Source organism: Amycolatopsis sp. NPDC102389 (assembly GCF_044765885.1).
Classification (GTDB): domain Bacteria; phylum Actinomycetota; class Actinomycetes; order Mycobacteriales; family Pseudonocardiaceae; genus Amycolatopsis.
On record NZ_JBIWKX010000002.1, the window covers coordinates 311,679 to 332,355 of the forward strand.

Consider the following 20,677-nt stretch of genomic DNA (forward strand, 5'->3'; position numbering starts at 1 on the left):
GAGGGACGGGCCGGGCGTGGGGTGACGACGACGATCTGCGGGAGTGGCTTGTGACAGTGCGGGTTGCGGTGGACTTCGGGACATCGAGCACCTGCGTAGTCGCTTCGATCAACGGCCGCGAGCCGCAGGTCGTCGTGGTGGACGGGCAGCCCTTGATGTCGTCGGCGGTCTACGCCGCGCCGGACGGGACGTTGTTCGTCGGTCAGGAGGCGGAACGGCAGGCGGCGGTGGACCCGTCGCGCTACGAGCCGAATCCGAAGCGCCGGATCGACGAGGGCGACCTGCTGCTGGGCGACAACGTCCTCCGCGTGACCGACGTCGTCCACGCCGTGCTGAAACGCGCGGTGACCGAGGCGCGGCGGCTCGCCGGTGACGCCGAGGTCGAACTGCTCGTCCTGACCCACCCCGCCGATTGGGGCGCGACCCGGACCCGGCTGCTCCGGCAGGCCGCGGGCGGGCTCGCGCGCCAGGTCGCGCTGGTGCCGGAGCCGGTCGCCGCGGCGGTCTATCACGCGGCGACGTTCGCCCCGGCCGATCTCAACTCCGAGCGCACCGTCGAGTTCAGCGGTCGTCCGGGAGACGCACTCGCGGTCCTCGACCTCGGTGGCGGCACCGTCGACGTCTCCGTGGTGCAGCGCATGCCCGGCAGCCCGGCGGATCGCAGTTCGCCCGCTAAACGCGCCGGGTTCCAGGTGCTGGCCACCCGGGGGGATCCGAGCTTCGGGGGAGCGGACGTCGATCAGGCGCTCCTGGAGCACGTGGGTTCGCTGGTGTCGGCCGCCGATCCGCCGGAATGGCGGAAGCTCGTCGAAGGCCGTGAACTCACGGACCGGCGGCGGCGCCGAGTGCTACGGCAGGACGTGCGCGGCGCGAAGGAGACGCTGTCCCGGCACGCGTACACCGACGTCCCGATGCCGCCGCCGTTCGCCGACGCGCACGTGACTCGGGAGGATCTCGAGCGGCTGATCGCGGGTCCGCTCGGACGCGCGGTCGAGCTGACCGTCGCCGCGATCGGCGATTCCGGGCTGCGGCCGAAGCAGCTGACGGCGATCTTCCTCGTGGGCGGGTCGAGCCGGATCCCGATGGTGTCCCGGCTGGTGCACGAGCGGACCGGGGTCGTCCCCACCACGCTGGACCAGCCCGAGACCGTGGTCGCCCGCGGCGCGCTGCGTGCCGTGCTGATCGACCCGGACCGGACGGGTTCACTGGCGGGCTCCGCCGTCTCCCGGGTCGGTGGCGCCCCCGCGCCCGCCCCCGCGGACCGGCGTCCCGATGCCCCGCGCCCTCCGTTCCCTCCCGGCCCTCACCAGCCCGCCCCGCCTCCGCAGAGCGCGTTTAGCCCGCTAAACGCGACGCGACAAGGGCCGCCATCGCCGCCGAGGGGGCAGCAGGGGCCGGTGGCCCCACCGCCGTGGCGGCCGGGTGAGCCCGCCCGGGAGACCAAGCCCGCCGAGCGTGGCGGGAAGAAGAACAAGACGCCTTGGATCATCGCCGCGGCGGTGGTGGCCGTGGCGGCGATCGTCGGCGGCGTCCTCTTCGCGGTCAACAGCGGGGAAGCCGAGCCGGAGGGCCGGACGCTCGCCCAGTACGACTACCGCTTCGTCGCGCCGATGGATTGGACGCAGACCGACGACCGCGTCGCCAAGCGTCAGGTGGTGATCCACCCGAGCGACTCCCTCACCGGCGACGACCTCGTGGTCGCCCAGGAGAACGTGATGGACTACGACGCGACGGCCGACAGACAGAAGCTCGTCGACGAACTCGGCGGTCTGGCACGGCTGGAGCCGGACAAGTACAGCGGCTTCAACGGCGCCGCGGAGTACGCCGGTAAGTCCGTCATCTACTACCGCGAGAGCAAACCGAGTGCCCGCGTCGACTGGTACGTCGTCGCTCAGGGAAAGATCCGCGTCCACATCGGTTGCCAGTACGGCACCGGCTCACCTCATGAACAGCGGGTGAGCGCGGCCTGCGAGCAGGTCGTCAAAACGATGGTGGTCGTCAACTGAAGGGGGAGGCTCATGCCACCCGAACCCGAGACCGCCGCTGAGCATTTCGCGCGCACAGGACGCGACGCGGTCACCTATGCCCGGCAGGTCGCTCGCACGGCCAAGGCGCGCTACGAACGCCGCCGGGGCGAGAACGCCGAACTGGCGAAGCAATTCGGCAAGGGGCGGCTCGCGGGCGGTGAGACCGCGCCGACTCCCGCCGTCGTCCGGAACGCCGCGAAACGGTTCCGCGCGAGCGCCGGTCTTCCGGTTCCCGCCTTGCCCACCGCGGCCGATTTGGTTCCCCTTCGGCCGGAACCCGTGTCCAGACGGCCACGTGTGGGTGACGACGACGAGGACTTTTCGCAGTCGCGAATCATGAGCCGGGGCGATTGACCGCCCCTGTGCGTTTGCTAAATCGCGTGGTGAAAGCCCTTTTCTTGGCGCGATTCGCAGCGTGCCGCCCGGGTTTCCGCGTTCGGTTCCCGCCGGGAGCGTTAACGCAAGCAACTACTTGAAACCAACGAGCGACAAGAGGGAACCAGACGTGGCAGTGTCTCCGTCGTAGGTCCGTACCAAACGAACTTCACCAAGTACGGATAAACCACGAACGAAGGGGGTAGCTCCCATGGCTGGCGGATTTACCGGGACAGTTGAGCAGTTCACCGAGGCCGAGAAGCGCGTGACCGAGGTCCGCGTTTCGATGGACCAGAACCTGAGCAAGCTTCGCGACAACATCGAGGCCACCCGCGCGGGCTGGACCGGCGACGCGGCGCTCGCGTTCAACAACGTCATGACCCGCTTCGACGGTGCTGGCCGTAAGCTCAACCAGTCCCTCCAGAACATCGGTGACCTGCTCGAGCAGGCCGGTTCGAAGTACAACGCGACCGAGCAGCAGCAGCAGGAGCTCATCAAGTCGGTCAACCAGGGCTTCGGCGTCCTCGGCTGATTCGGCTACACCGCACCAAATCCAAGACTTTTTTCTGAACACTGGAGGAACTTATGGGCGAGATGAAGGTCGATTACGCCACGATCCACGCGGCGGCCGACGACTGCAAGAGCACCGGTGGCGAGCTGGAAGGCCTCTTCGGGCAGCTGAAGAGCGACCTGTCGCCGCTGGTCAACACCTGGGACGGTGACGCGAAGGTCGCGTACATGGCCGCTCAGCAGGAGTGGGACAACAGCTTCGAGGAGCTCAAGCAGCTGCTCGCGCAGGTCGCCGGCGTGCTGCCGCAGCTGGCCGACGGCTACCAGGCCACGGAACAGGGCGTCACCGGCCTGTTCTGAGTCTTCCGGCTCCGAACGAGCAACGGCGGGCAGGCATCTTCGGATGCCGAGCCCGCCGTTTCGTTTGTGTCAAAGGAAAAGCCGCGACGGGTTCGTCGCGGCTTTTCCCGTGTCCGGTGGAGATCAGTGCGGCGCGCCGACCTCGAATTCCGGGGTGGTGTTCAGCACCCGGACGGTGACCTTCTTCTGCTGTCCCGAAAGATCGATCGAGCAATCGAACGTGGCGCCGTTCTCCACGGGTTGGCCGGAAGGACACGTCACGTTCTTCACGTCCGGCTCCCCGTAGTGTTCGTTGAGCACTCGGACGACACCGTCCTGGACCGACTTCTGGTCGAGCGTGTCGCCCGAGAACGCGCCGAGCAGCCAAGCGCCGACGCCGCCCGCGATCACCACGGCCGCGGCGATTCCGCCGATCAGCAAGGTCTTCTTGGAGGCCTTGGGTTTCTTCGCCGTTTCCGCTCCGAAAGCGCCGAGGCCGCCGTACTGCGAAGGCTGTGCCTGCTGCGCTGGCTGGAACCCTCCACCGTACTGTCCTTGCGGGGGAGTACCCGGAACCTGTTGCTGTGCCTGCCAATCCTGCTGCTGAGGCGCTTGCTGCTGCTGCGGTTGCTGCCACGCCGTGCCCGGCGCGGGAGTGCCGCTTTGCTGCCAGGGCCCGGAAAACGAGCCGGTGACGCCGGGCTGCTGCTGCCACTGGCCCGTGTACGAACCGGTGGTCGCCGCGTTCGGGTCGTTCTGCTGCCACTGCCCGGCATGCGGTCCGGTCGCCTGGCCCTCCTGCTGCCAGCCCTGCTGCTGGTTCGCGGGATTCGCCGGTGGCTGCCACCACTGCTGCGGCTGCTGGGGCTGCTGTTCGGGGGGCTGGCTCATCGGTGGTCACCTCGGGACTTCGGGAACTTCACGGCGTCGGGACGAACGGGGGCCATGCCTCAGACGCCCTTCAACTCGTTGAAGCGGCGGTTGAAGTCGTCCTTGGCCGCCTTGTCCGGCAGCACGGTGATCTGCGAGGCGTCCGGCAGCTTCGGCAGGTCCTGCGTGCTCGCCTTGCCGGTGAAGCGGAAGTCGTAGCGCAGCTCGATCTTGTGCCCGCCGCCCTCGATCTTGGCCTCCATCACGATCTGGCTCAGCGTCCCGTCCGGGTTGAGCGAGACGGTGGTGTGCACCGGGGCCTTCTTCATCTCGGGGGTGACCGCGCCGCTGATCGACGTCGGCAGGATCTCCACGCGCCGTTCCATGAACTTGCCGAACGGGACGTCGGCGGTCAGCTCGATCCGGTTCTCCGGAAGGCTTTTGGCGCCCTTCACGATCTTCTTGTCCGCGTTGTAGGACACGGCGATCGCGTCGGCCATCTTGCAGGCGGTGATGATGCCGACCCACGCGCAGGGCAGGACCAGTCCGGCTTCGGACTTCGGCATCGAAACCCACGGGGTCGGGGCGAGGCTCTTGTAGACGGGCCCGAGGTACACGTACTCGACGGCCCCGTCGCCCGGGGTGTACCAGTCGATGCTGTCGTCCGGGTTCTTCTGCGAGCGCTGGCGGCTGACCCGGCTTTCCGGCGAACCGGTGCGAGCCGAGGAGAGCGTGCTGCGGATGTACTTCTCGTCGAAGCGGAAGTAGGCGCCCGACTCGCTGGTGACGTCGCGCTGGTCGCCGATGGTGTCCTGCAGCTTGTTCATCGCCGTTTCGAACTTCGTGCCGACGTAGGTCGCCGCGTCGTCACCCTTCGGCACGGCCGTGCCCGCGCGCCCCTGGCCGCAGGCGGTGGTCAGCATCAGCACGGCGCTCAGCACGCACAAGATGGTCGTTGGACGTTTGTTCATCGCCGTTCCCCTGATCGAGTCCCCCGCGCGCGGTGCGCGTCCGGATCGTCTCATCCTCTCCCGCGAACGGTGATGCCGTGGGCGGTTCCGCCACACCGGGGAGGTACAGTTGCGGGGCGCCCGCCGGGCGCCGGTCCTAGTATGGGACCCCGGACCGACCCCCGCTTCGCAGTAGGGTCGGGCGTGGGGGTATCTTCATATGTCGTTGTGCGCTGCGGCGCGTAAGCGCTAGGCCCGCACAGAACCCACACGCAATGTTGACGACGAGGTAGACCCTTGCCCACGTACAGCCCCAAGCCCGGCGACGTCACTCGTGCCTGGCACGTGATCGACGCCGAGGATGTCGTGCTCGGCCGGCTCGCGACCGAGGTCGCCACGCTGCTGCGCGGCAAGCACAAGCCGACCTACGCCCCGCACGTGGACACCGGTGACTTCGTCATCATCGTCAACGCCGAGAAGGTCGCGCTCACCGGTAACAAGCGCGAGCAGAAGTTCGCGTACCGGCACAGCGGTTACCCCGGTGGTCTGCGTAAGCGCTCCTTCGGCGAACTGCTCGACACCAAGCCCGAGCACCTGCTCGAGAAGGTCGTCAAGGGCATGCTCCCGAAGAACAAGCTCGGCCGCGCCCAGGCGAAGAAGCTCAAGGTCTACGCCGGTGCCGAGCACCCGCACGCCGCGCAGCAGCCGCAGGCGCGCGAGATCACCAAGATCGCGCAGGTCGCGCAGTGAGTGAGGAACAGACTGTGACCAGCACCGAGACCGAGGCCGTCGAGGCTGTCGCGACCACGGAGACCGCTCCGGTCGGCGACGCCGTCGCGACCAGCGAGACCCCGGCCGCCCCGCGTCCGTCGCGTGCCGCCGGTGGCAACGCCCAGACCGTCGGCCGCCGCAAGGAAGCCGTCGTCCGGGTGCGCGTCGTTCCCGGTACCGGTGAGTTCAAGCTCAACGGCCGCACGCTCGAAGAGTACTTCCCGAACAAGGTGCACCAGCAGCTCATCCGTGAGCCGCTGGTGACGGTCGACAAGCCCGACTCGTTCGACATCTTCGCCAACCTGCACGGTGGCGGGATCTCGGGCCAGGCCGGTGCGCTTCGTCTCGCGATCGCTCGTGCGCTCGTCGAGGTCGACGCCGACGACCGCCCGGCCCTGAAGAAGGCCGGCTTCCTGACCCGTGACGCTCGCGCCACGGAGCGGAAGAAGTACGGCCTCAAGAAGGCCCGTAAGGCTCCGCAGTACAGCAAGCGCTGATCGCGCCTCTGGCGCAACCCGCGGAAGCGCCCATCCGTCTCTCGGATGGGCGCTTCCGTGTTTCCGGGGTCCCTTCGGTCCCCGCTCGCCCCCAGTCTCATCAGTCACACCCGCCCCATGCGCCCCACCCGCGTCGCGTTTAGCCCGCTAAAGTCGCGCGCGTCGCGTTTAGCCCGCTAAAGGCGAGACGGGGGCCCGGGCAGGCAGGCAAGGGGACTGGCTAGGTTGTCGTGGTGGTTTTTCAAGGAGGTCGACAGATGGCTCGTCTATTCGGTACCGACGGCGTACGTGGCCTCGCCAACGAGGAGCTGACCCCGGAGCTGGCGCTCTCGCTCGCCGCCAGCGCCGCTCGCGTCCTCGCCGCCCACGACCGCTCCCACCGTCCGGTCGCGGTCGTCGGTCGTGACCCGCGCGCCAGTGGCGAGATGCTCGAAGCCGCCGTCGTGGCAGGCCTCACGTCCGCCGGAGCCGACGTGCTCCGCCTCGGCGTCCTCCCGACGCCCGCCGTCGCGTACCTGGTCGGCGCGCTCGAAGCGGATCTCGGCGTGATGATCTCCGCCTCCCACAACCCCATGCCCGACAACGGCATCAAGCTCTTCGCGGCGGGCGGCCACAAACTTCCCGACGGGATCGAGGACGAGATCGAAGCCGGTCTCGCCGCTCCCGTCGCCCGCCCGACCGGCATCGGTGTCGGCCGGGTCAAGGACGTCCCCGACGCGGGTGACCGCTACATCCAGCACCTGCTGTCGGCCACCCCGCACCCGCTCGAGGGCCTGCGCGTCGTCGTCGACTGCGCCAACGGCGCGTCTTCCTTCGCCGCCCCCGAGGTCTACCGGAAGGCCGGCGCCGAGGTCATCGCGATCCACGCCGACCCCGATGGCGTGAACATCAACGAACACTGTGGGTCGAATCACCCGGACGCGTTGCGCGCGGCCGTCGTCGAGCACGGCGCCGACCTCGGGATCGCGCACGACGGCGACGCCGACCGTTGTGTCGCGGTCGACGCCGCGGGCGAACTCGTCGACGGCGACCAGATCATGGCCGTTCTCGCGCTCGCCCTCGCCGAGACCGGCGAGCTGACCAAGAACACTCTGGTCGCCACCGTGATGAGCAACCTCGGCCTGCACCTGGCGATGCGCGCGCACGGCATCGACCTCGTCACCACCGCCGTCGGCGACCGCTACGTCCTCGAAGAGCTCCGCGCGAGCGGGTTCGCGCTCGGCGGAGAGCAGTCGGGCCACGTCGTCCTCCCCGCCTACGCGACCACCGGTGACGGCCTCCTCACCGCGCTGCGGGTGATGAGTCGCATGGCGTCCACCGGCAAGTCGCTCGCCGACCTCGCCGCCGTCATGAACCGCCTGCCGCAGGTGCTGGTGAACGTCCCGGTGGCGGACAAGGCGGCGGTCGCCGTCTCGGCCGCGGTCCGCGACGCCGTCGGCGCCGTCGAGGCCGAACTGGGTGAAGAAGGCCGTGTCCTGCTGCGCCCGTCGGGCACCGAGCAGCTGGTCCGCGTCATGGTCGAGGCCCCCGCGCACGACACCGCACAGGCGGCCGCGGACAGGCTCGCAGGAGTCGTCTCCTCCGCTTCGTAAGCCCTCTCACGATCTTCCCAAGTGGCTGCGCGGGGGTGACCGGCCCGGTACATTCCGTGTGCAAGGAACGGCACCGGGAGGGCTTGGGCCACGTCTGATCTCCGACGCAGATCGTTGCCCAGGGTGAGGGGGAGACATGGCCGGCGGCCACAAGGTCGATCCGCAGGCGTTGACGCAGGCGGCCAAGGCACTGAGCGACATTCCGAAGCACGCTTTGGAACAGCCATTGGCCGCGGTCAAGGACATCCAGCTGATCGCGATGGACTTCGGGCAGGGGCATCAGGAGAGCTACGGTCCGTACCGGCCCGCCGTCACGCGGCTGGCGAACATGGCCGACAGCTACCTCAAGGCCGCTGACCTGTTCGCGCAGAAGCTGAACGCCTCAGGCGGCAAGTACGAGGCCAACGAAGCCGACGCGAATCAGGCCGTGAAAGCGAGTGGCCGGTGACCGCCCAGGAAGAAGACGACCTCCCGACCCGTGCCGAGGTCGAGCAGATCATCAACGACGAGCGGATCCCGTGGGACGTCCGGCGTGATCTCGCTCTCCAGTACATCGACTACATCGAGGACGAGGATCCCGATGAGGTCGGCTTCGCCAGCGATGAGGACAAGAACGGTTTCCGTGACGCCGTAAAGGCGCAGATGAAGATCAGCGAAGGCGATCTCAACGGGAACAACTTCTGGGGCGGGATGCTGTCCGACATCCCGGTGATCAACAGCCTGGAAGAAAGTGTTCAGGTCGCGTACGGCAATGCCAAGGGCTATGTCGACAAGTTCGCCGAAGAAGGCCGCCAGGCGAACCAGAAGGCCAACGCCGACGCCAGGGCGGGCCTCGACCAGATGGCTTCCAAGGCGACCGCGACCAATCCCGCCGCGGAGACCTCGGACCAGATCCTGGACTTCGGCAAGGCGTCGTTCCAGAACATCGAGATCTTCGTGCCGCTCTACAACCGTTCGGTCGCGGCGGTGCATTCCGGTGCGCCGGCCGACATCAACCAGTTGCGTGAGCAGTACGACCAGCAGCGGAAGATCCCCTTCGGCAAGTTCGCGGCCGGTGCCGACGAGTTCACGAAGCTGAAGGAAGCGGTCACCACTTCCTCCGGTGATGTTTCCGGGGAGATGAAGAAGAACCTCGGTGGCTGGGAGGGAGCCGCGGCCGACCAGGCGCGGACCTATCAGCAGAACTACGAGGCCAAGACGAAGGTCGTCGCCGACGGCGCGGAGCACGCGGCCGTCGCGATGATGACTGCGGCCGGATCGGTCGCGAAGTTCTGTCGTGACAAGGCCGACTGGATGATCAAGGCGTCGTGCGACCGGCTCGGCGAGGTGACAGCGCAGGACCTGGACCGGATCATCCGCATCGCGGAGCTCGGCAACAACGCCAGCCAGGACGATTTCAAACACTGCTCGAAGTTCCTCGACCAGCAGTCGCGCGACATGATCAACGACGACGACTGCGACCTCGACGAAGACACGATCAATCACATCATCGAGCAGGTCAAGGCCTACCTGTCGGGGACCTTCAACCCGTTCTACTCGAAGTACCTGAACGACTTCCGGACCATGTGCGCCAACACGCACACCGCGGTCGCCGGGGCTTGGCAAGGGCTGACCGACTTCTTCAGCCAGCTCGAAGAGAACCCGTTCGTCAATCTCGACGCGGCCGCCGGGACCTCGGGCGGCGGGTTCAAGACCGGCGGAGGCCAGGAGAACGGCGGCGGGCACACCGGCGGCCCTGGCTCAGGGCCCGGTAGCGGTGGCGGTGGCGACACCACGCCGAAGCCTCCCGCCCCTCCGGCGCCGCCGAGCCCGCCGGATCCGAACATCAACCCGGTCACGGACAAGCCGCTCGAAGTCGACCCGGAGACCGGCGAGGCGTACCCGATCGATCCGCGCACCGGAGAGGCGGTCAAGCCGGAAGGCCCGGAATCCGTCACCGTCGAGCAGGGCGATCACAAGATCTCCATGGCCGAGCCCGGCAAGGACGGCAAGATGGGGATCTCCGTCGACGACGGCTCAGGGCAGCCGAAGGACTACAAGCTCGACTTCGGCGACTCGCGGCCGTTGCCGGACGACACCCCGAACCGCGGACCCGGCGGCGAAGCGGCGGGCGGCGCGATCCATCGCGACACCGCACAACGGCCGGACGCTCCGCACGCCGGCGACCAGGCGTTCAAGCCCGGCCCGGACGGCAAGATCCACATCGAGGACGGCGGTCTCAAGATCACCGCCGAGCGGCCGGACGGTCCCGATGGGCCCACGCGCGTGACGGTCGACGACGGCAGCGGAAAGCCGACGACGTACACCCTCGGCGAAGAGAGCGCCGCGCCGAAGACAACGGCCGGGGGCGCCTCCGACGCTCGTCCGGACGCCGCGGCGCCGGGCGGCAGGCACGTCGCCGAACACGTTCCCGGTCAGCCGGCGGAAGCGGCGGCGAGGGACCACGCGACGGCGCAGGCGACTCCGGAGCCGGCGTCGCACGGGGAAGCCCAGTCCGCGCGAACGCACGATGTTCCGGCTTCCGGCGCGGTCGAAGTCCCGGCGGCGGCCACAGAGCAGACCTCGCCGGCAGCGGCTTCGGAGTCGACGTCACCGCAGTCGCTGAGCAACCCCATGGGTGACGCAGACGGCCTCGGCGAGATCTCCGATCCGGCGGGTGCCGGAGGTGGCGCGTCCACTTCCTCGACCTCGGGGCTCGGCTCGGCGCCGGGCGGTGGTGGCGATCAGTCCGCCGCCGCCATGGGCGGTGGAATGGGCATGATGGGCGGCGGCATGATGGGCGGTGGCGGCGCGGGCGGCGGCGGTGGCGAAGATCAGCAGCGCTCCTCGAGTGGATACCGCGTCGACGGCGGTCTCTTCGACACGGCGACGTCGAGCAGCCGGATCAGCGGTTCTCTCGACGACGACGGTGTCATCGGGTTCCGCTAGCGGCCGGTATCAGCGAGGGAGGACTGACCGTGGGTTCCGAGGACGCGCTTGCCGCGATGAAGAGCAAATTGGCGAATCTGGAGAGTGAGAACTCCGCCAGGATGGCTCTGCTCGACAAACGTCGTGAAGAGGCACTCGCCGAGGCCAAGGAGAAGTTCGACAAACAGTCGAAGATCCAGGGCGGCGTCATCGTCCGGTTGCAGGAGCGCAACCGCAAGGCCAAGGCCGCGGGTGGCTGGGCGACCGAGTCGACGCTGAGCGAGAAGGTCGAGGACGACGGCGACTTCGGGTTCGAGGAAGACGAGACCGAGAACGAGCGCCGGGCCGGGTACCGGACGGCCGAGGAGCCGCCGATCGCGTACCGGCCCCCTTCTCCCGCGCCGCAGACGCCGCCTCCGCCGCCGGTCCCGGCCCCGGTCACCGAAGAGCGTCCGGCCGGGCGGCACCGGCGGGCGGCCGCCGCGCGGGGTGACGACGACGATTTCGCCAACACCGACTGGCTGGCGACCTGAGCGGTCAGGTCCGCAGCGCGACTATGGCCCGCTCGACGCCGTGGAAGACGGCGTGCGTCTTGTATCGCACGTCTTCGGCGACGTGGTCGGGAGTCAGGATCTCGGCGAGAGCGCGAAGCGCGAACTCGCCCTCGGCGACCGCGACTCGCGAGCCGGGACAGGTGTGCCGGCCGAGGCCGAAGGCGAGTTCGGCGTCGGGGCCCAGCGGGATGGCCAGTTTGTCCCCGGTCGTGAAGTCCTTGCCCGCCAAGGAGAACCGCGTGATCACGCGGCGGGCGGCGAAGCGGGTTGGTGCGATTTCGTGGATCAGGCCGCGTACGTCGTCGAGCACGTCAGGGCGGCGTAGGAGCTCGAGGCCGGCGAGGGCGAGGAAGTTCATGGAGTTCTCGTACGCCGCATGGGCGAGCATCACCGGCGTGATCATCAGCTCGTCCTCGGTGATCCGGCCTGCTTCGTGCGCTTCGCGGAGCAGCGCCAGCCCACCGCCTTCGACGGCCGCCGCCTTGAGGAAGAACATCGCGACCCTGAGCGCGGCGGTGTCGGCTCCGGCAGGCCCGCCCGACCAGACGTCCAGGTTCGCGGCGGTCTCCGAAAGGTTCGTCAGCAGCTTCTCGCCGAGTGGCTCGACCGTGCCGAGTACCGCCTCCGTCACCCTGGCCGCCGCCGGCCTGGCGAAGTCGGCCACCAGGTCGAACCGCGGGAGCGACTTTAGCGGGCTAATCGCGACGCGCAGGTCCGTGAGCAGGGCGTCCGGCAGTGGCTCCACCAGGGCGATGACCTCCTTGACGACCGCGCGCAGCCGCCGGTGGTCCGCGCCGTCCATCAGCAGGAGGTTCGGGGTCTCGGCCGCGGCGCCGCCCGGGTTCGAGCTGAGCTCGCGGTCGCGCAGGGCCTTGACGCGATCCGCCGGATCGTCCAGCACGAAGAAGTCGTCCACGTTCGTATGATGCCCATGCCGCGGCCGGAGGATGTGCCAGTGCTCTCAGAAGTGCCCGAAGAAGTTTTGCGGACCCCGCTCGTGCACCGCCTGCTCGAACGCGCCGAGGACGAGCGTCCGGCGTACACGCACCTCGATTGCTCGAACCGGCACGAACCCGTCGAGGAGACGCTGACCTGGGCGGAGCTGCTCGTCCACGTCCGGGCGGTCGCGGCGAAGCTGCGTGAGGTGATCCAGCCGAGAGACCGCGTCGCGATCACAGCGCGGCAGGACCTCTCTTACGTCGTCGCGTTCTTCGGCGCGTTGTACGCCGGTGCCGTCGCGGTGCCACTGTCCGCACCGGACGTCCGCGCTCACCGCGAGCGGCTCGTCGGGGTCCTCAACGACTGCGACGCCGACATCTGGCTCACGTCGGAGGCCTTGGTCGAGCGCCTGACGGAGTTCGCCGGGGCCGAGCCGGTTCCGGCGCCGCGCGAGATCATCGCCGTCGACACCCTGCCACCGGACCCGGGCGACCAGTCGCCGCCGTCGCCGGTCTCCCCCGAGGACCCCGCCTACCTGCAGTACACCTCCGGCACGACGCGATCTCCCGCCGGCGTCATCATCACGCATCGGGCGCTGTCGGCCGCGTGCCGGCAGATTTGCGACGCCTACGACGTCGACGAGCGCACCACGTGCGTCGGGTGGATCCCGTTCTTCCACGACATGGGGCTGGCGCAACTGATCGCGGGGACGATGCACTCCGGCGGCCGGACGGTGTTCATCGCGCCGCTGGAGTTCATCCGGCGACCGGAGCGCTGGCTGCTGCTGATGTCGTCGTATCCGAACACGCTCACGGCGGCCCCGAACTTCGCGTACGACCTGGTGACCGAGGCCGTGCCCGAGGCGAAGCGCGCCGAGTACGACCTCTCGACGGTGTCGATCGCGCTCAGCGGCAGTGAACCGGTCCGGGCGGCGACCGTCCGGGCGTTCCTCGCCGCTCATGAACCCCACGGCTTTCCGCGCGGCGCGTTCCGGCCGTCCTACGGCCTGGCCGAGGCCACGGTCTACGTCGCCAGCGGCGATTCCGAGGGCCCGGTGGTGACCGAAGTGGACGGTCGGGAAGTCGTCGAGATCGGCCGGCCAAGGGGGCAGCGGGTCCGCGTCGTCCCGGCGCCGGATCGCGTTTTGCCCGCTAAAGGCGAAGTGGGCGAGATCTGGGTCAAGGGGCCCAACGTGGCGGCCGGGTACTGGCGGCGTCCGGAGCTGACCGCCGAGATGTTCGGCGCCGAACTCGACGGCGAGGGCGGCTGGCTCCGCACCGGCGACCTCGGCACGATCCGCGACGGCAGGCTGTCGGTGACCGGCCGCATCAAGGACCTGATCATCATCGACGGCCGTAACCACAGCCCTCACGACATCGAGGAGACGGTCGCCGCCGCGCACCCCCTCCTCGGCCCCGAGCGGGTCGCCGCGTTCTCGGTCGACGGCGACGAAGGCGAGGGCGTCGTCGTGGTCGCCGAGCGTGCCCGGAAGGCCGCCGACTTCGACGAAGCCGAGATCGCGCGGGCCGCCACCCGCGCCGTCGCCGAGCGGCACGACGTGCGCCTCCGCGCCTTCTTCCTGGTGAAACCCGGCGGCCTGCCGAGGACCTCCAGCGGCAAGGTCGCGCGTTCCGCGGCCAGAACGCGGTACTGGACCGCGGATGGGACAGAATCCACCCATGGCAGCTGACGCGAGCGAGTACGTCGACGAGATCAAGGCCCTCGTCTGCGAGACCTTCGACGTCGATCCGGACACCATCGACGAGAACACGCCCTTCGCCGAGATGGGCGTCGACTCCCGGCGCCGCGTCCGGCTCCTGGCGACGGTCGAGGTGGAGTTCGGCATCGACATCGACCTCGACGAGCTGGATCGCCTGGTCGACATCCGCGGCGCGGCCACCGTGCTCGCCGAAGCCATCGAAGCGGGCGCGAAACCGCGAAAACGCGGTCTACCAGGCTTCTTGCGCCGAAATCGTTTGAGTTAGCAAAGGTGTGAATGTCCCTGCGGTCCTGATGACCGCTGGGTACATTCTGTGTGCATATGCGATGGCACCTGATGCCGCCGGCGTGCGTCGTAGGTAGGACAACGAGGCGGATACAGCGGGACGAAGGGGGCACCGGTCATGCCGGACGGGGGCTACAAAGCCGATTCAGAGGCGATGCTCACGGCGTCGACGTCGTTGGATCGCGCGGCTGAGAACACGACGTCCGAGGCGGGGAAGGTGGGGCCGACGCAGGTCCAGCCCGCGGACTTCGGCCGGGTCCACAAGGACTACCAAAAGGGCTATGCCACCGGGATCCTCGCCATTTCCGACGCGATGAAGGGTTACGCGGGACAGCTCACCCAGCTCGCCGGCGGGGTCAGCACCGCGTCGACCCGCTACACCTCATCCGACCAGGCGAACGCCGCGGCTGCCAACAAGGCGGGGACGCAATGAGCAAGTACACGTGGGAGCAGAAGCAGGCCCTCCTCGACGACCCGTACATCACACAGGGCACGAAGGACAAGCTGCTCTTCGGCGGGGACGAGGCCTACGAGAAGGCCATCGCCGAACGTGACTCGAACGCGGCGGCGGACAAGAAGCAGGCGAACGAAACGAAGCAGGCCGACAAGGATCTCGACTCCATGTCCCGGCCGGCCGCGGGTGGCTCCACCACCAAATCCGACCAGGTGCTCGACCTCGGGAAGCCGGCGCTCGACTTCTTCTCCGACTGGGCCGAGCAGGTCTGGAACAAGATGCCGGACAAGCCGTACGAGATCAGCTACAAGACCGACATCTGGGACCGGTTCCACGAGAACCGTGAGATCAACTTCCAGAAGATGTTCGACGAGGTCGAGGATCTCGGCGATGCGAAGAAGGCCGTCGAGCAGACTCAGAAGGACGCGTCGGCGGCGCTGACCACGCTCTTCCACGACTGGAAGGGCGAGGGCGCGACGGCCGCGAAGGTCAAGTACGAACAGCGGATCCAGCCCGACGCGAAGGAACTCATCGCGCAGATGGACGGTGCCATCAAGCTGGTGCCGTCGACCATCGACAAGATCTACAGCGCGCTCAAGCTGAAGGTCGACGAAACGCTGAAGCTGCGTGTCGACAAGGTCGCCACGGCGCCGCTGTTCACGGCGAAGCAGGTCGTCGAGATCGCGAACGGCAAGGTCGACTCCAAAGAAAAGCTCATGGACGTCGCGTACTGGCTCGACTCCGCGTGTCCGGGCAACAATCTCGCCGAACGGCTGCGTGACGACGACTGCAAGCTGAACGACGAGAACAAGGACTACGCGATCGGGGCCGCGAAGCAGTGGCTGAAGGGCTCGTTCGCCACCGAGTTCGGTGAGCGGTTCGAGAACTTCAAGAAGCTCTGCAAGAACGCGACCGACACGATCAACACGCAGTACCACGAGCTTTCGCGGTTCATGGAGGACTACACGAACCCGTTCCCCGCGCCCGGCTCCGAGAAGGCGCCGCCCCCTGACGACGGCAAGAACAAGGGCGGCGGCGACACTGGTGGCGGCAGTGGCGGCGGAAGTGGCAGTGGCAGCGGCGGTGGAAGCGGCAGCGGCAGCGGTGGGGGCAGCGGAAGTGGCGGCGGCGGTACTCCGCCGGCGGCCACGGTTCCGGACGCGCCGAAGCCCGAGGACAAGCCCGCCGAGGGGACGAACCCGGTCACCGGCAAGCCGCTCGAGCTGGACCCCGAAACCGGCAAGCCCTACCCGATCGACCCCGCGACGGGTGAGGCGATCAAGGACGGCATCGACGGTCAGGACACCATGACCGTCGAAAAGGGCGACAACAAGATCGAGATGACCGAGCCGGATAAAGACGGCAAAATGGACATCAAGGTCGACGACGGCAAGGGTAACGAGAAGGACTACAAGCTCGACTTCGACGACCCGAAGGGCGAGGACGGCAAGCCCGGCGAAGAGGGCAAAGACGGTAAGGAAGGCGAGTTCGGGCCGAAGGGCACGGTCAAGGAGGGCGAGCCCGGCGCCGACGGCGTCTACCGGCCCGGCCCGGACGGCAAGATCCACATCCAGGACGGCAACCTCAAGATCACCGCTGAGCAGCCGGACGGCCCGAACGGCCCGACCGTGGTGACCGTCGACGACGGCAAGGGCGAGCCGACCACTTACACCCTCGACGAAAAGGGTGAGAAGAAGGACCTCAAGGTCGGCGACGACCTCAAGACCGATGACCTCAAGAACGGCCTCGACGACCGGAATCCCGGAAACCCGCAGCCCGGCAAGCCCGACGACATTCGCACGATGCCCGCCCCGGTCGACGGCGGCATGGCGCCCGGCGGCGGCGGTGGCAGTGGCTTCAGTGCTCCGGGCGGCGTCGAGGTCGGTGTCGGCGCCGAAGGGACCGGCGCGGTCGCCGCGGGAGCCGAAGCTTCCGCCGGTGGTGGCGCTTCAGGTGCCGATGGCACCGTTCCGACCGCCAGTGGCGGCGGAGGCGGAGGCAGTTTCGAAGGTGCCCTTGGTGGCGCCATCGACGGTGGTTCCGCGGGGTCGCTGAACGAGGCCGGTTCGCTGGAACCGGGCATGCAGTCCGGGGGCGGCGCGCAGCCGGCCGGGGCCGAAGGCGGTCTCGGGATGGCTCCCGGCGGCATGGATCCGGCGCCCGCGGGCGCCGGCGGCGGTGCCGGAAGCTCGCCCGCCGGAATGGGCGGCATGATGGGTGGCATGGGCGCCATGGGCGGCGCGGCCGGTGGTGGCGGGGGTGACACGCAACGCGGGTCGAGCCAGTACCGCGTCGAGGGTGGCATTTTCGAGACCAGTGGCGCGGGCGGCCGGATCAGCGGATCGCTCGACGACGAGGGTGGCGACCGTTCGATCAGTTACGAGCGATGATCGCCTGACCGGGGAACGAGGGAGGACCGATGAGCGCTGTTGACCGGTTGGCGGCCGCCATGTCCAGGCAGGACGCCGCCATCACGGAGCAGTTGGAGCAGCGCGGGCTGCGGGAGCGGCATCTCGCCGACGCCAAGGCCCAGGCGGTGGACACCATGCAGAAGGACGCCGCCATCCACGACAAGTACGCCGCTCACATGCAGGAGCTGGGGAAGCGGAGCAAGGAGGCGGGCGGCTGGCTGACCGGCAAGACGACCGCCGACCGCAGCCACACGATCGGCTTCGACATCGAGGACGACGACAAGCCGGACGCCAGGTTCGCCGAGTTCTCCGCGCGTCCTGATGCGTCAAGGCCGGTGGCTCCGCCGCCGCCACCTCCGGTCGCTCCTGGTGTGCCCGGAATGCCGACGACGGTGGACGTCCCGCCCGCGGCGCCGACGCCCGCTCCGAGTGTCGCGGCCGCGCCGCCTGAGGCGCCCGGCACACCCGCGCGCCGTCGAGGTCGTCACGCCCGTGACGACAAGGGCTTCGACGACGACGATTTCTCGAACAACTCGTGGATGGTCGACTGACCTGGTTCACCGCGTTCAAGGGCCCGGCTCGCCAGAGCCGGGCCCTTCTCGTTGCCCTGGTGCCGGATCGCGTTTAGCGGGCTAAACGCGATCCGGGGGGTCAGGCGGCGGGTTCGTCTTGGAGCTCGATGGGGGCGCGTTTGACGTCGGCGTCCAGCAGGGGCTGGTACTTCGTCGTCCCCGTCAGGTGAGTAAGGAAGAAGGCGGTGAACAGCGCCCGCGCCAGCTGCTGGGTCCCGCGATGCGGCTTCCCGTGCAGCAGCAGCTGACTCCAGTGCCTGCCTTCGGTGACGCCGAGGTGCGACGACTTGCCGAGCGTCCGCAGCTGCACCGGCCCGCCCCACGCGTCCGCGATGGCCTCGGCATGGCCGACCGGCGGCGCGACCAGGTCTTCGCTCGCCGCGAGATGCAGGCCGGGCACGGTCACCGACCGGGCCGACACCGTCGCCGGCGGCAGCGTCTGCGCGGGGGTGATGGTCGCGACGGCGCGGATCTCGGGCCGTTCGTCGCTCTCGGCCGCCTGCGCGGCGGCCAGCACCGCCGAACCGCCACCGGTCGAGTGCCCGGCCAGGCCGAGCTTCGCCGGGTCGACGCTGATGCCGTCCGGCCCGAGGCGCACCTTCGTGATCAGCTCGAGCGTGGTGAGCAGGTCGCCGGCCAGCAGCCGGTGCGAAGGCAGCGGCCCGCGCTGGGTGGCCGGAGCCGCCGCGACGATGCCCCAGCTCGCGAGGTGCCGGAGCAGGTGCCGGTAGCTCCCGGTCGGCTGCAGCCAGCCGTGCCCGAACGCGATCGCGGGCAGACCGAGCCCGGAGCGGGGGGTGAACACGACGCCGGGCAGTCCGACCAGGGCGAGGTTGCCGCGCAGAACGTCGTGCGGACCTGGGTGGGACAGCTCCGCGAGCAGCTGCTTGGGCTTGCTGGCCATGCTCGTGACCTTACTGCCCGCACCCCCGTCCGGCCCGCGCGCCGCCCCGCGGAGCGCGTTTAGCCCGCTAAACGCGACGCGCGGCCGCCCGGGCGAAGGGGCCGAATTTCCGTCGTTAGGCTGGTGGCCGTGTGTGGAATCGTGGGATACGTCGGACACCGCCCGGCCCTGGACGTCGTCATCGGCGGGCTTCGCCGGATGGAGTACCGCGGCTATGACTCGGCAGGCGTCGCCGTCCTCGACGGCGCCGGCGCGCTGAACGTCGAGCGCAAAGCGGGCCGCCTGGCCAACCTGGAGACCCAGCTCGACACGGTCGGCAGGGACGCCTTCACCGGCACCGCCGGGATGGGCCACACCCGCTGGGCCACCCACGGCGCCCCGGTCGACCGCAACTCGCACCCGCACCGCGACGCCTCCCAGCGCGTCGCCGTCGTGCACAACGGCATCATCGAGAACTTCGCCGCCCTGCGTGCCGAGCTCGAGGCCGACGGCGTCGAGATGGCGAGCGACACCGACTCCGAGACCGCCGCGCACCTGATCGCCCGCGCGTACACCGAAGGCGACACGAAGGGCGACTTCCCGGCCAGCGTCGCCGCCGTCTGCCGTCGTCTCGAAGGCGCGTTCACCCTGGTCGTGACCATCGCCGACCAGCCGGACACCGTCGTCGCCGCCCGCCGTTCGTCGCCGCTGGTCGTCGGCGTCGGCGAGGGGGAACACTTCGTCGCTTCCGACGTCGCCGCGTTCATCGAGCACACCCGCGAAGCGGTCGAGCTCGGGCAGGACCAGCTCGTCGTGATCACCCGCGACGGGTACGAGGTCACCGACTTCCACGGCGACGCCGCTCAGGCCAAGCCGTTCACCGTCGACTGGGACCTGTCGGCCGCGGAAAAGGGCGGCCACGAGTACTTCATGCTCAAGGAGATCGAGGAGCAGCCGGAGGCGCTGGCGAACACGCTGCGCGGCCACTTCGACGGCGGCCGGATCATCCTCGACGAGCAGCGCATCTCCGACCAGGACCTGCGTGACGTCGACAAGGTCTTCGTCGTCGCCTGTGGTTCCGCGTACCACTCGGGCCTCGTCGCCAAGTACGCCATCGAGCACTGGTGCCGCCTCCCGGTCGAGGTCGAGCTGGCCAGCGAGTTCCGCTACCGCGACCCGGTGCTGGATCGCGCGACGCTGGTCGTCGCCGTCTCCCAGTCGGGCGAGACCGCGGACACCCTCGAAGCCGTCCGCCACGCGCGCGAGCAGAAGGCCCGCGTCCTGGCCGTCTGCAACACCAACGGCGCGCAGATCCCGCGTGAGTCCGACGCCGTCCTCTACACGCACGCCGGTCCGGAGATCGGTGTCGCCTCGACCAAGGCGTTCCTCGCGCAGATCGCGGCCAACTACCTGGTCGGCCTCGCGCTCGCGCAGGCCCGCGGCACCAAGTATCCGGACGAGGTCGCCCGCGAGTTCACCGAACTCGAGGCGATGCCCGCGGCGGTGCAGAAGGTCCTGTCCACTGTGGACCAGGTCCGCGACCTCGGCCGCCGGATCGCCGACTCGAAGGCCGTGCTGTTCCTCGGCCGTCACGTCGGTTTCCCGGTCGCTCTCGAAGGCGCGCTGAAGCTCAAGGAGCTCGCGTACATGCACGCCGAGGGCTTCGCGGCCGGCGAGCTCAAGCACGGTCCGATCGCCCTGATCGAAGAAGGCTTGCCCGTCGTCGTGGTGATGCCGTCTCCCAAGGGACGCGCGGTGCTGCACTCGAAGCTGGTCTCGAACATCAGCGAGATCCAGGCGCGCGGTGCCCGCACTATCGTGATCGCGGAGGAAGGCGACGAGACCGTCCGCCCGTTCGCCGACGAGCTGATCGAGATCCCGGCCGTCCCGACCCTGCTGCAGCCGCTGGTCTCCACGGTGCCGCTGCAGGTGCTGGCCGCCGAGATCGCCCGCACGCGTGGGTACGACGTCGACAAGCCGCGTAACCTGGCGAAGTCGGTCACCGTCGAATAGAGACCGGA

General features: G+C 69.0%; 20 protein-coding genes. 16 read left to right on the plus strand and 4 right to left on the minus strand.

The window, feature by feature from the left end; translation table 11 throughout:
- Positions 1–50 precede the first annotated feature (50 nt).
- From ACIRGA_RS03370 to ACIRGA_RS03385, 4 genes are all read left to right on the plus strand, one after another.
- Entirely contained in the window at positions 51–2,006 is a 1,956-nt protein-coding gene (locus tag ACIRGA_RS03370; RefSeq protein ID WP_400936096.1) for a type VII secretion-associated protein, read from the plus strand.
- 12 nt (positions 2,007–2,018) lie between these two features.
- A complete protein-coding gene (locus ACIRGA_RS03375; protein ID WP_400936098.1) occupies positions 2,019–2,381 on the plus strand; it encodes a hypothetical protein in 363 nt (120 codons plus the stop codon).
- A gap of 232 nt (positions 2,382–2,613) precedes the next feature.
- Positions 2,614–2,934, plus strand: coding sequence for a WXG100 family type VII secretion target (locus ACIRGA_RS03380; RefSeq protein WP_125790059.1), 321 nt, complete (start codon positions 2,614–2,616; stop codon positions 2,932–2,934).
- Positions 2,935–2,987: 53 nt separating this feature from the next.
- On the plus strand, positions 2,988–3,272 hold the full coding sequence (locus ACIRGA_RS03385; protein ID WP_400936100.1) for a WXG100 family type VII secretion target: 285 nt from the start codon (positions 2,988–2,990) through the stop codon (positions 3,270–3,272).
- 123 nt (positions 3,273–3,395) lie between these two features.
- On the opposite strand, the gene ACIRGA_RS03390 is transcribed toward ACIRGA_RS03385, so the two are convergent.
- Both ACIRGA_RS03390 and ACIRGA_RS03395 read right to left on the minus strand, forming a co-directional pair.
- A complete protein-coding gene (locus tag ACIRGA_RS03390) occupies positions 3,396–4,142 on the minus strand; it encodes a DUF4333 domain-containing protein (protein ID WP_400936102.1) in 747 nt (248 codons plus the stop codon).
- Between the two features lie 59 nt (positions 4,143–4,201).
- Positions 4,202–5,092, minus strand: a complete 891-nt coding sequence (locus ACIRGA_RS03395) for a hypothetical protein (RefSeq protein ID WP_400936104.1) — start codon at positions 5,090–5,092, stop codon at positions 4,202–4,204.
- A gap of 276 nt (positions 5,093–5,368) precedes the next feature.
- On the opposite strand from ACIRGA_RS03395, the gene rplM reads away from it, so the two are divergent.
- The 6 genes from rplM (at position 5,369) to ACIRGA_RS03425 (ending at position 11,371) form a co-directional block, all read left to right on the plus strand.
- Positions 5,369–5,821, plus strand: a complete 453-nt coding sequence (gene rplM / locus ACIRGA_RS03400) for a 50S ribosomal protein L13 (protein ID WP_005166833.1) — start codon at positions 5,369–5,371, stop codon at positions 5,819–5,821.
- A 14-nt stretch (positions 5,822–5,835) separates the two neighbouring features.
- Complete coding sequence (gene rpsI / locus ACIRGA_RS03405; RefSeq protein WP_034304312.1) at positions 5,836–6,339, plus strand: 30S ribosomal protein S9; 504 nt, start codon at positions 5,836–5,838, stop codon at positions 6,337–6,339.
- A gap of 257 nt (positions 6,340–6,596) precedes the next feature.
- Positions 6,597–7,931, plus strand: coding sequence for a phosphoglucosamine mutase (gene glmM / locus ACIRGA_RS03410; RefSeq protein ID WP_400936106.1), 1,335 nt, complete (start codon positions 6,597–6,599; stop codon positions 7,929–7,931).
- A 136-nt stretch (positions 7,932–8,067) separates the two neighbouring features.
- Positions 8,068–8,379 (plus strand): hypothetical protein, encoded by a 312-nt coding sequence (locus tag ACIRGA_RS03415; RefSeq protein WP_037332644.1) that lies wholly within the window; start codon positions 8,068–8,070, stop codon positions 8,377–8,379.
- Positions 8,376–10,859 carry a hypothetical protein gene (locus ACIRGA_RS03420; RefSeq protein WP_400936108.1) on the plus strand — a complete coding sequence of 828 codons (2,484 nt, stop codon included), beginning with the start codon at positions 8,376–8,378 and terminating at the stop codon, positions 10,857–10,859. The genes ACIRGA_RS03415 and ACIRGA_RS03420 overlap by 4 nt, the downstream gene beginning before the upstream one ends.
- Before the next feature lie 29 nt (positions 10,860–10,888).
- Positions 10,889–11,371 (plus strand): hypothetical protein, encoded by a 483-nt coding sequence (locus ACIRGA_RS03425; protein ID WP_400936110.1) that lies wholly within the window; start codon positions 10,889–10,891, stop codon positions 11,369–11,371.
- Positions 11,372–11,375: 4 nt separating this feature from the next.
- Here the strand turns inward: ACIRGA_RS03425 and ACIRGA_RS03430 are convergent, their stop codons facing one another.
- Positions 11,376–12,308, minus strand: a complete 933-nt coding sequence (locus tag ACIRGA_RS03430) for a cytochrome P450 (protein WP_400936112.1) — start codon at positions 12,306–12,308, stop codon at positions 11,376–11,378.
- Positions 12,309–12,323: 15 nt separating this feature from the next.
- Between ACIRGA_RS03430 and ACIRGA_RS03435 the strand changes: the two genes are divergently transcribed.
- The 5 genes from ACIRGA_RS03435 to ACIRGA_RS03455 all read left to right on the plus strand — a co-directional run bounded on the left by ACIRGA_RS03435 (position 12,324) and on the right by ACIRGA_RS03455 (position 17,752).
- Positions 12,324–14,021: a fatty acyl-AMP ligase gene (locus tag ACIRGA_RS03435; protein WP_400936114.1), complete on the plus strand. Its 1,698-nt coding sequence runs from the start codon at positions 12,324–12,326 to the stop codon at positions 14,019–14,021.
- Positions 14,011–14,316 carry an acyl carrier protein gene (locus ACIRGA_RS03440; RefSeq protein WP_233611199.1) on the plus strand — a complete coding sequence of 102 codons (306 nt, stop codon included), beginning with the start codon at positions 14,011–14,013 and terminating at the stop codon, positions 14,314–14,316. The genes ACIRGA_RS03435 and ACIRGA_RS03440 overlap by 11 nt, the downstream gene beginning before the upstream one ends.
- A 138-nt stretch (positions 14,317–14,454) precedes the next feature.
- Positions 14,455–14,769, plus strand: a complete 315-nt coding sequence (locus tag ACIRGA_RS03445; RefSeq protein WP_044855706.1) for a hypothetical protein — start codon at positions 14,455–14,457, stop codon at positions 14,767–14,769.
- Positions 14,766–17,180, plus strand: a complete 2,415-nt coding sequence (locus tag ACIRGA_RS03450) for a hypothetical protein (RefSeq protein WP_400936116.1) — start codon at positions 14,766–14,768, stop codon at positions 17,178–17,180. Before ACIRGA_RS03445 ends, ACIRGA_RS03450 begins: the two co-directional genes overlap by 4 nt.
- 29 nt (positions 17,181–17,209) lie before the next feature.
- A complete protein-coding gene (locus ACIRGA_RS03455; protein ID WP_400936118.1) occupies positions 17,210–17,752 on the plus strand; it encodes a hypothetical protein in 543 nt (180 codons plus the stop codon).
- Between the two features lie 100 nt (positions 17,753–17,852).
- Here the strand turns inward: ACIRGA_RS03455 and ACIRGA_RS03460 are convergent, their stop codons facing one another.
- Positions 17,853–18,677: a dienelactone hydrolase family protein gene (locus tag ACIRGA_RS03460; RefSeq protein WP_400936119.1), complete on the minus strand. Its 825-nt coding sequence runs from the start codon at positions 18,675–18,677 to the stop codon at positions 17,853–17,855.
- A 129-nt stretch (positions 18,678–18,806) separates the two neighbouring features.
- Here ACIRGA_RS03460 and glmS point away from each other — a divergent pair, with 129 nt between their 5' ends.
- Complete coding sequence (gene glmS / locus ACIRGA_RS03465) at positions 18,807–20,669, plus strand: glutamine--fructose-6-phosphate transaminase (isomerizing) (protein ID WP_400936121.1); 1,863 nt, start codon at positions 18,807–18,809, stop codon at positions 20,667–20,669.
- Positions 20,670–20,677 lie beyond the last annotated feature (8 nt).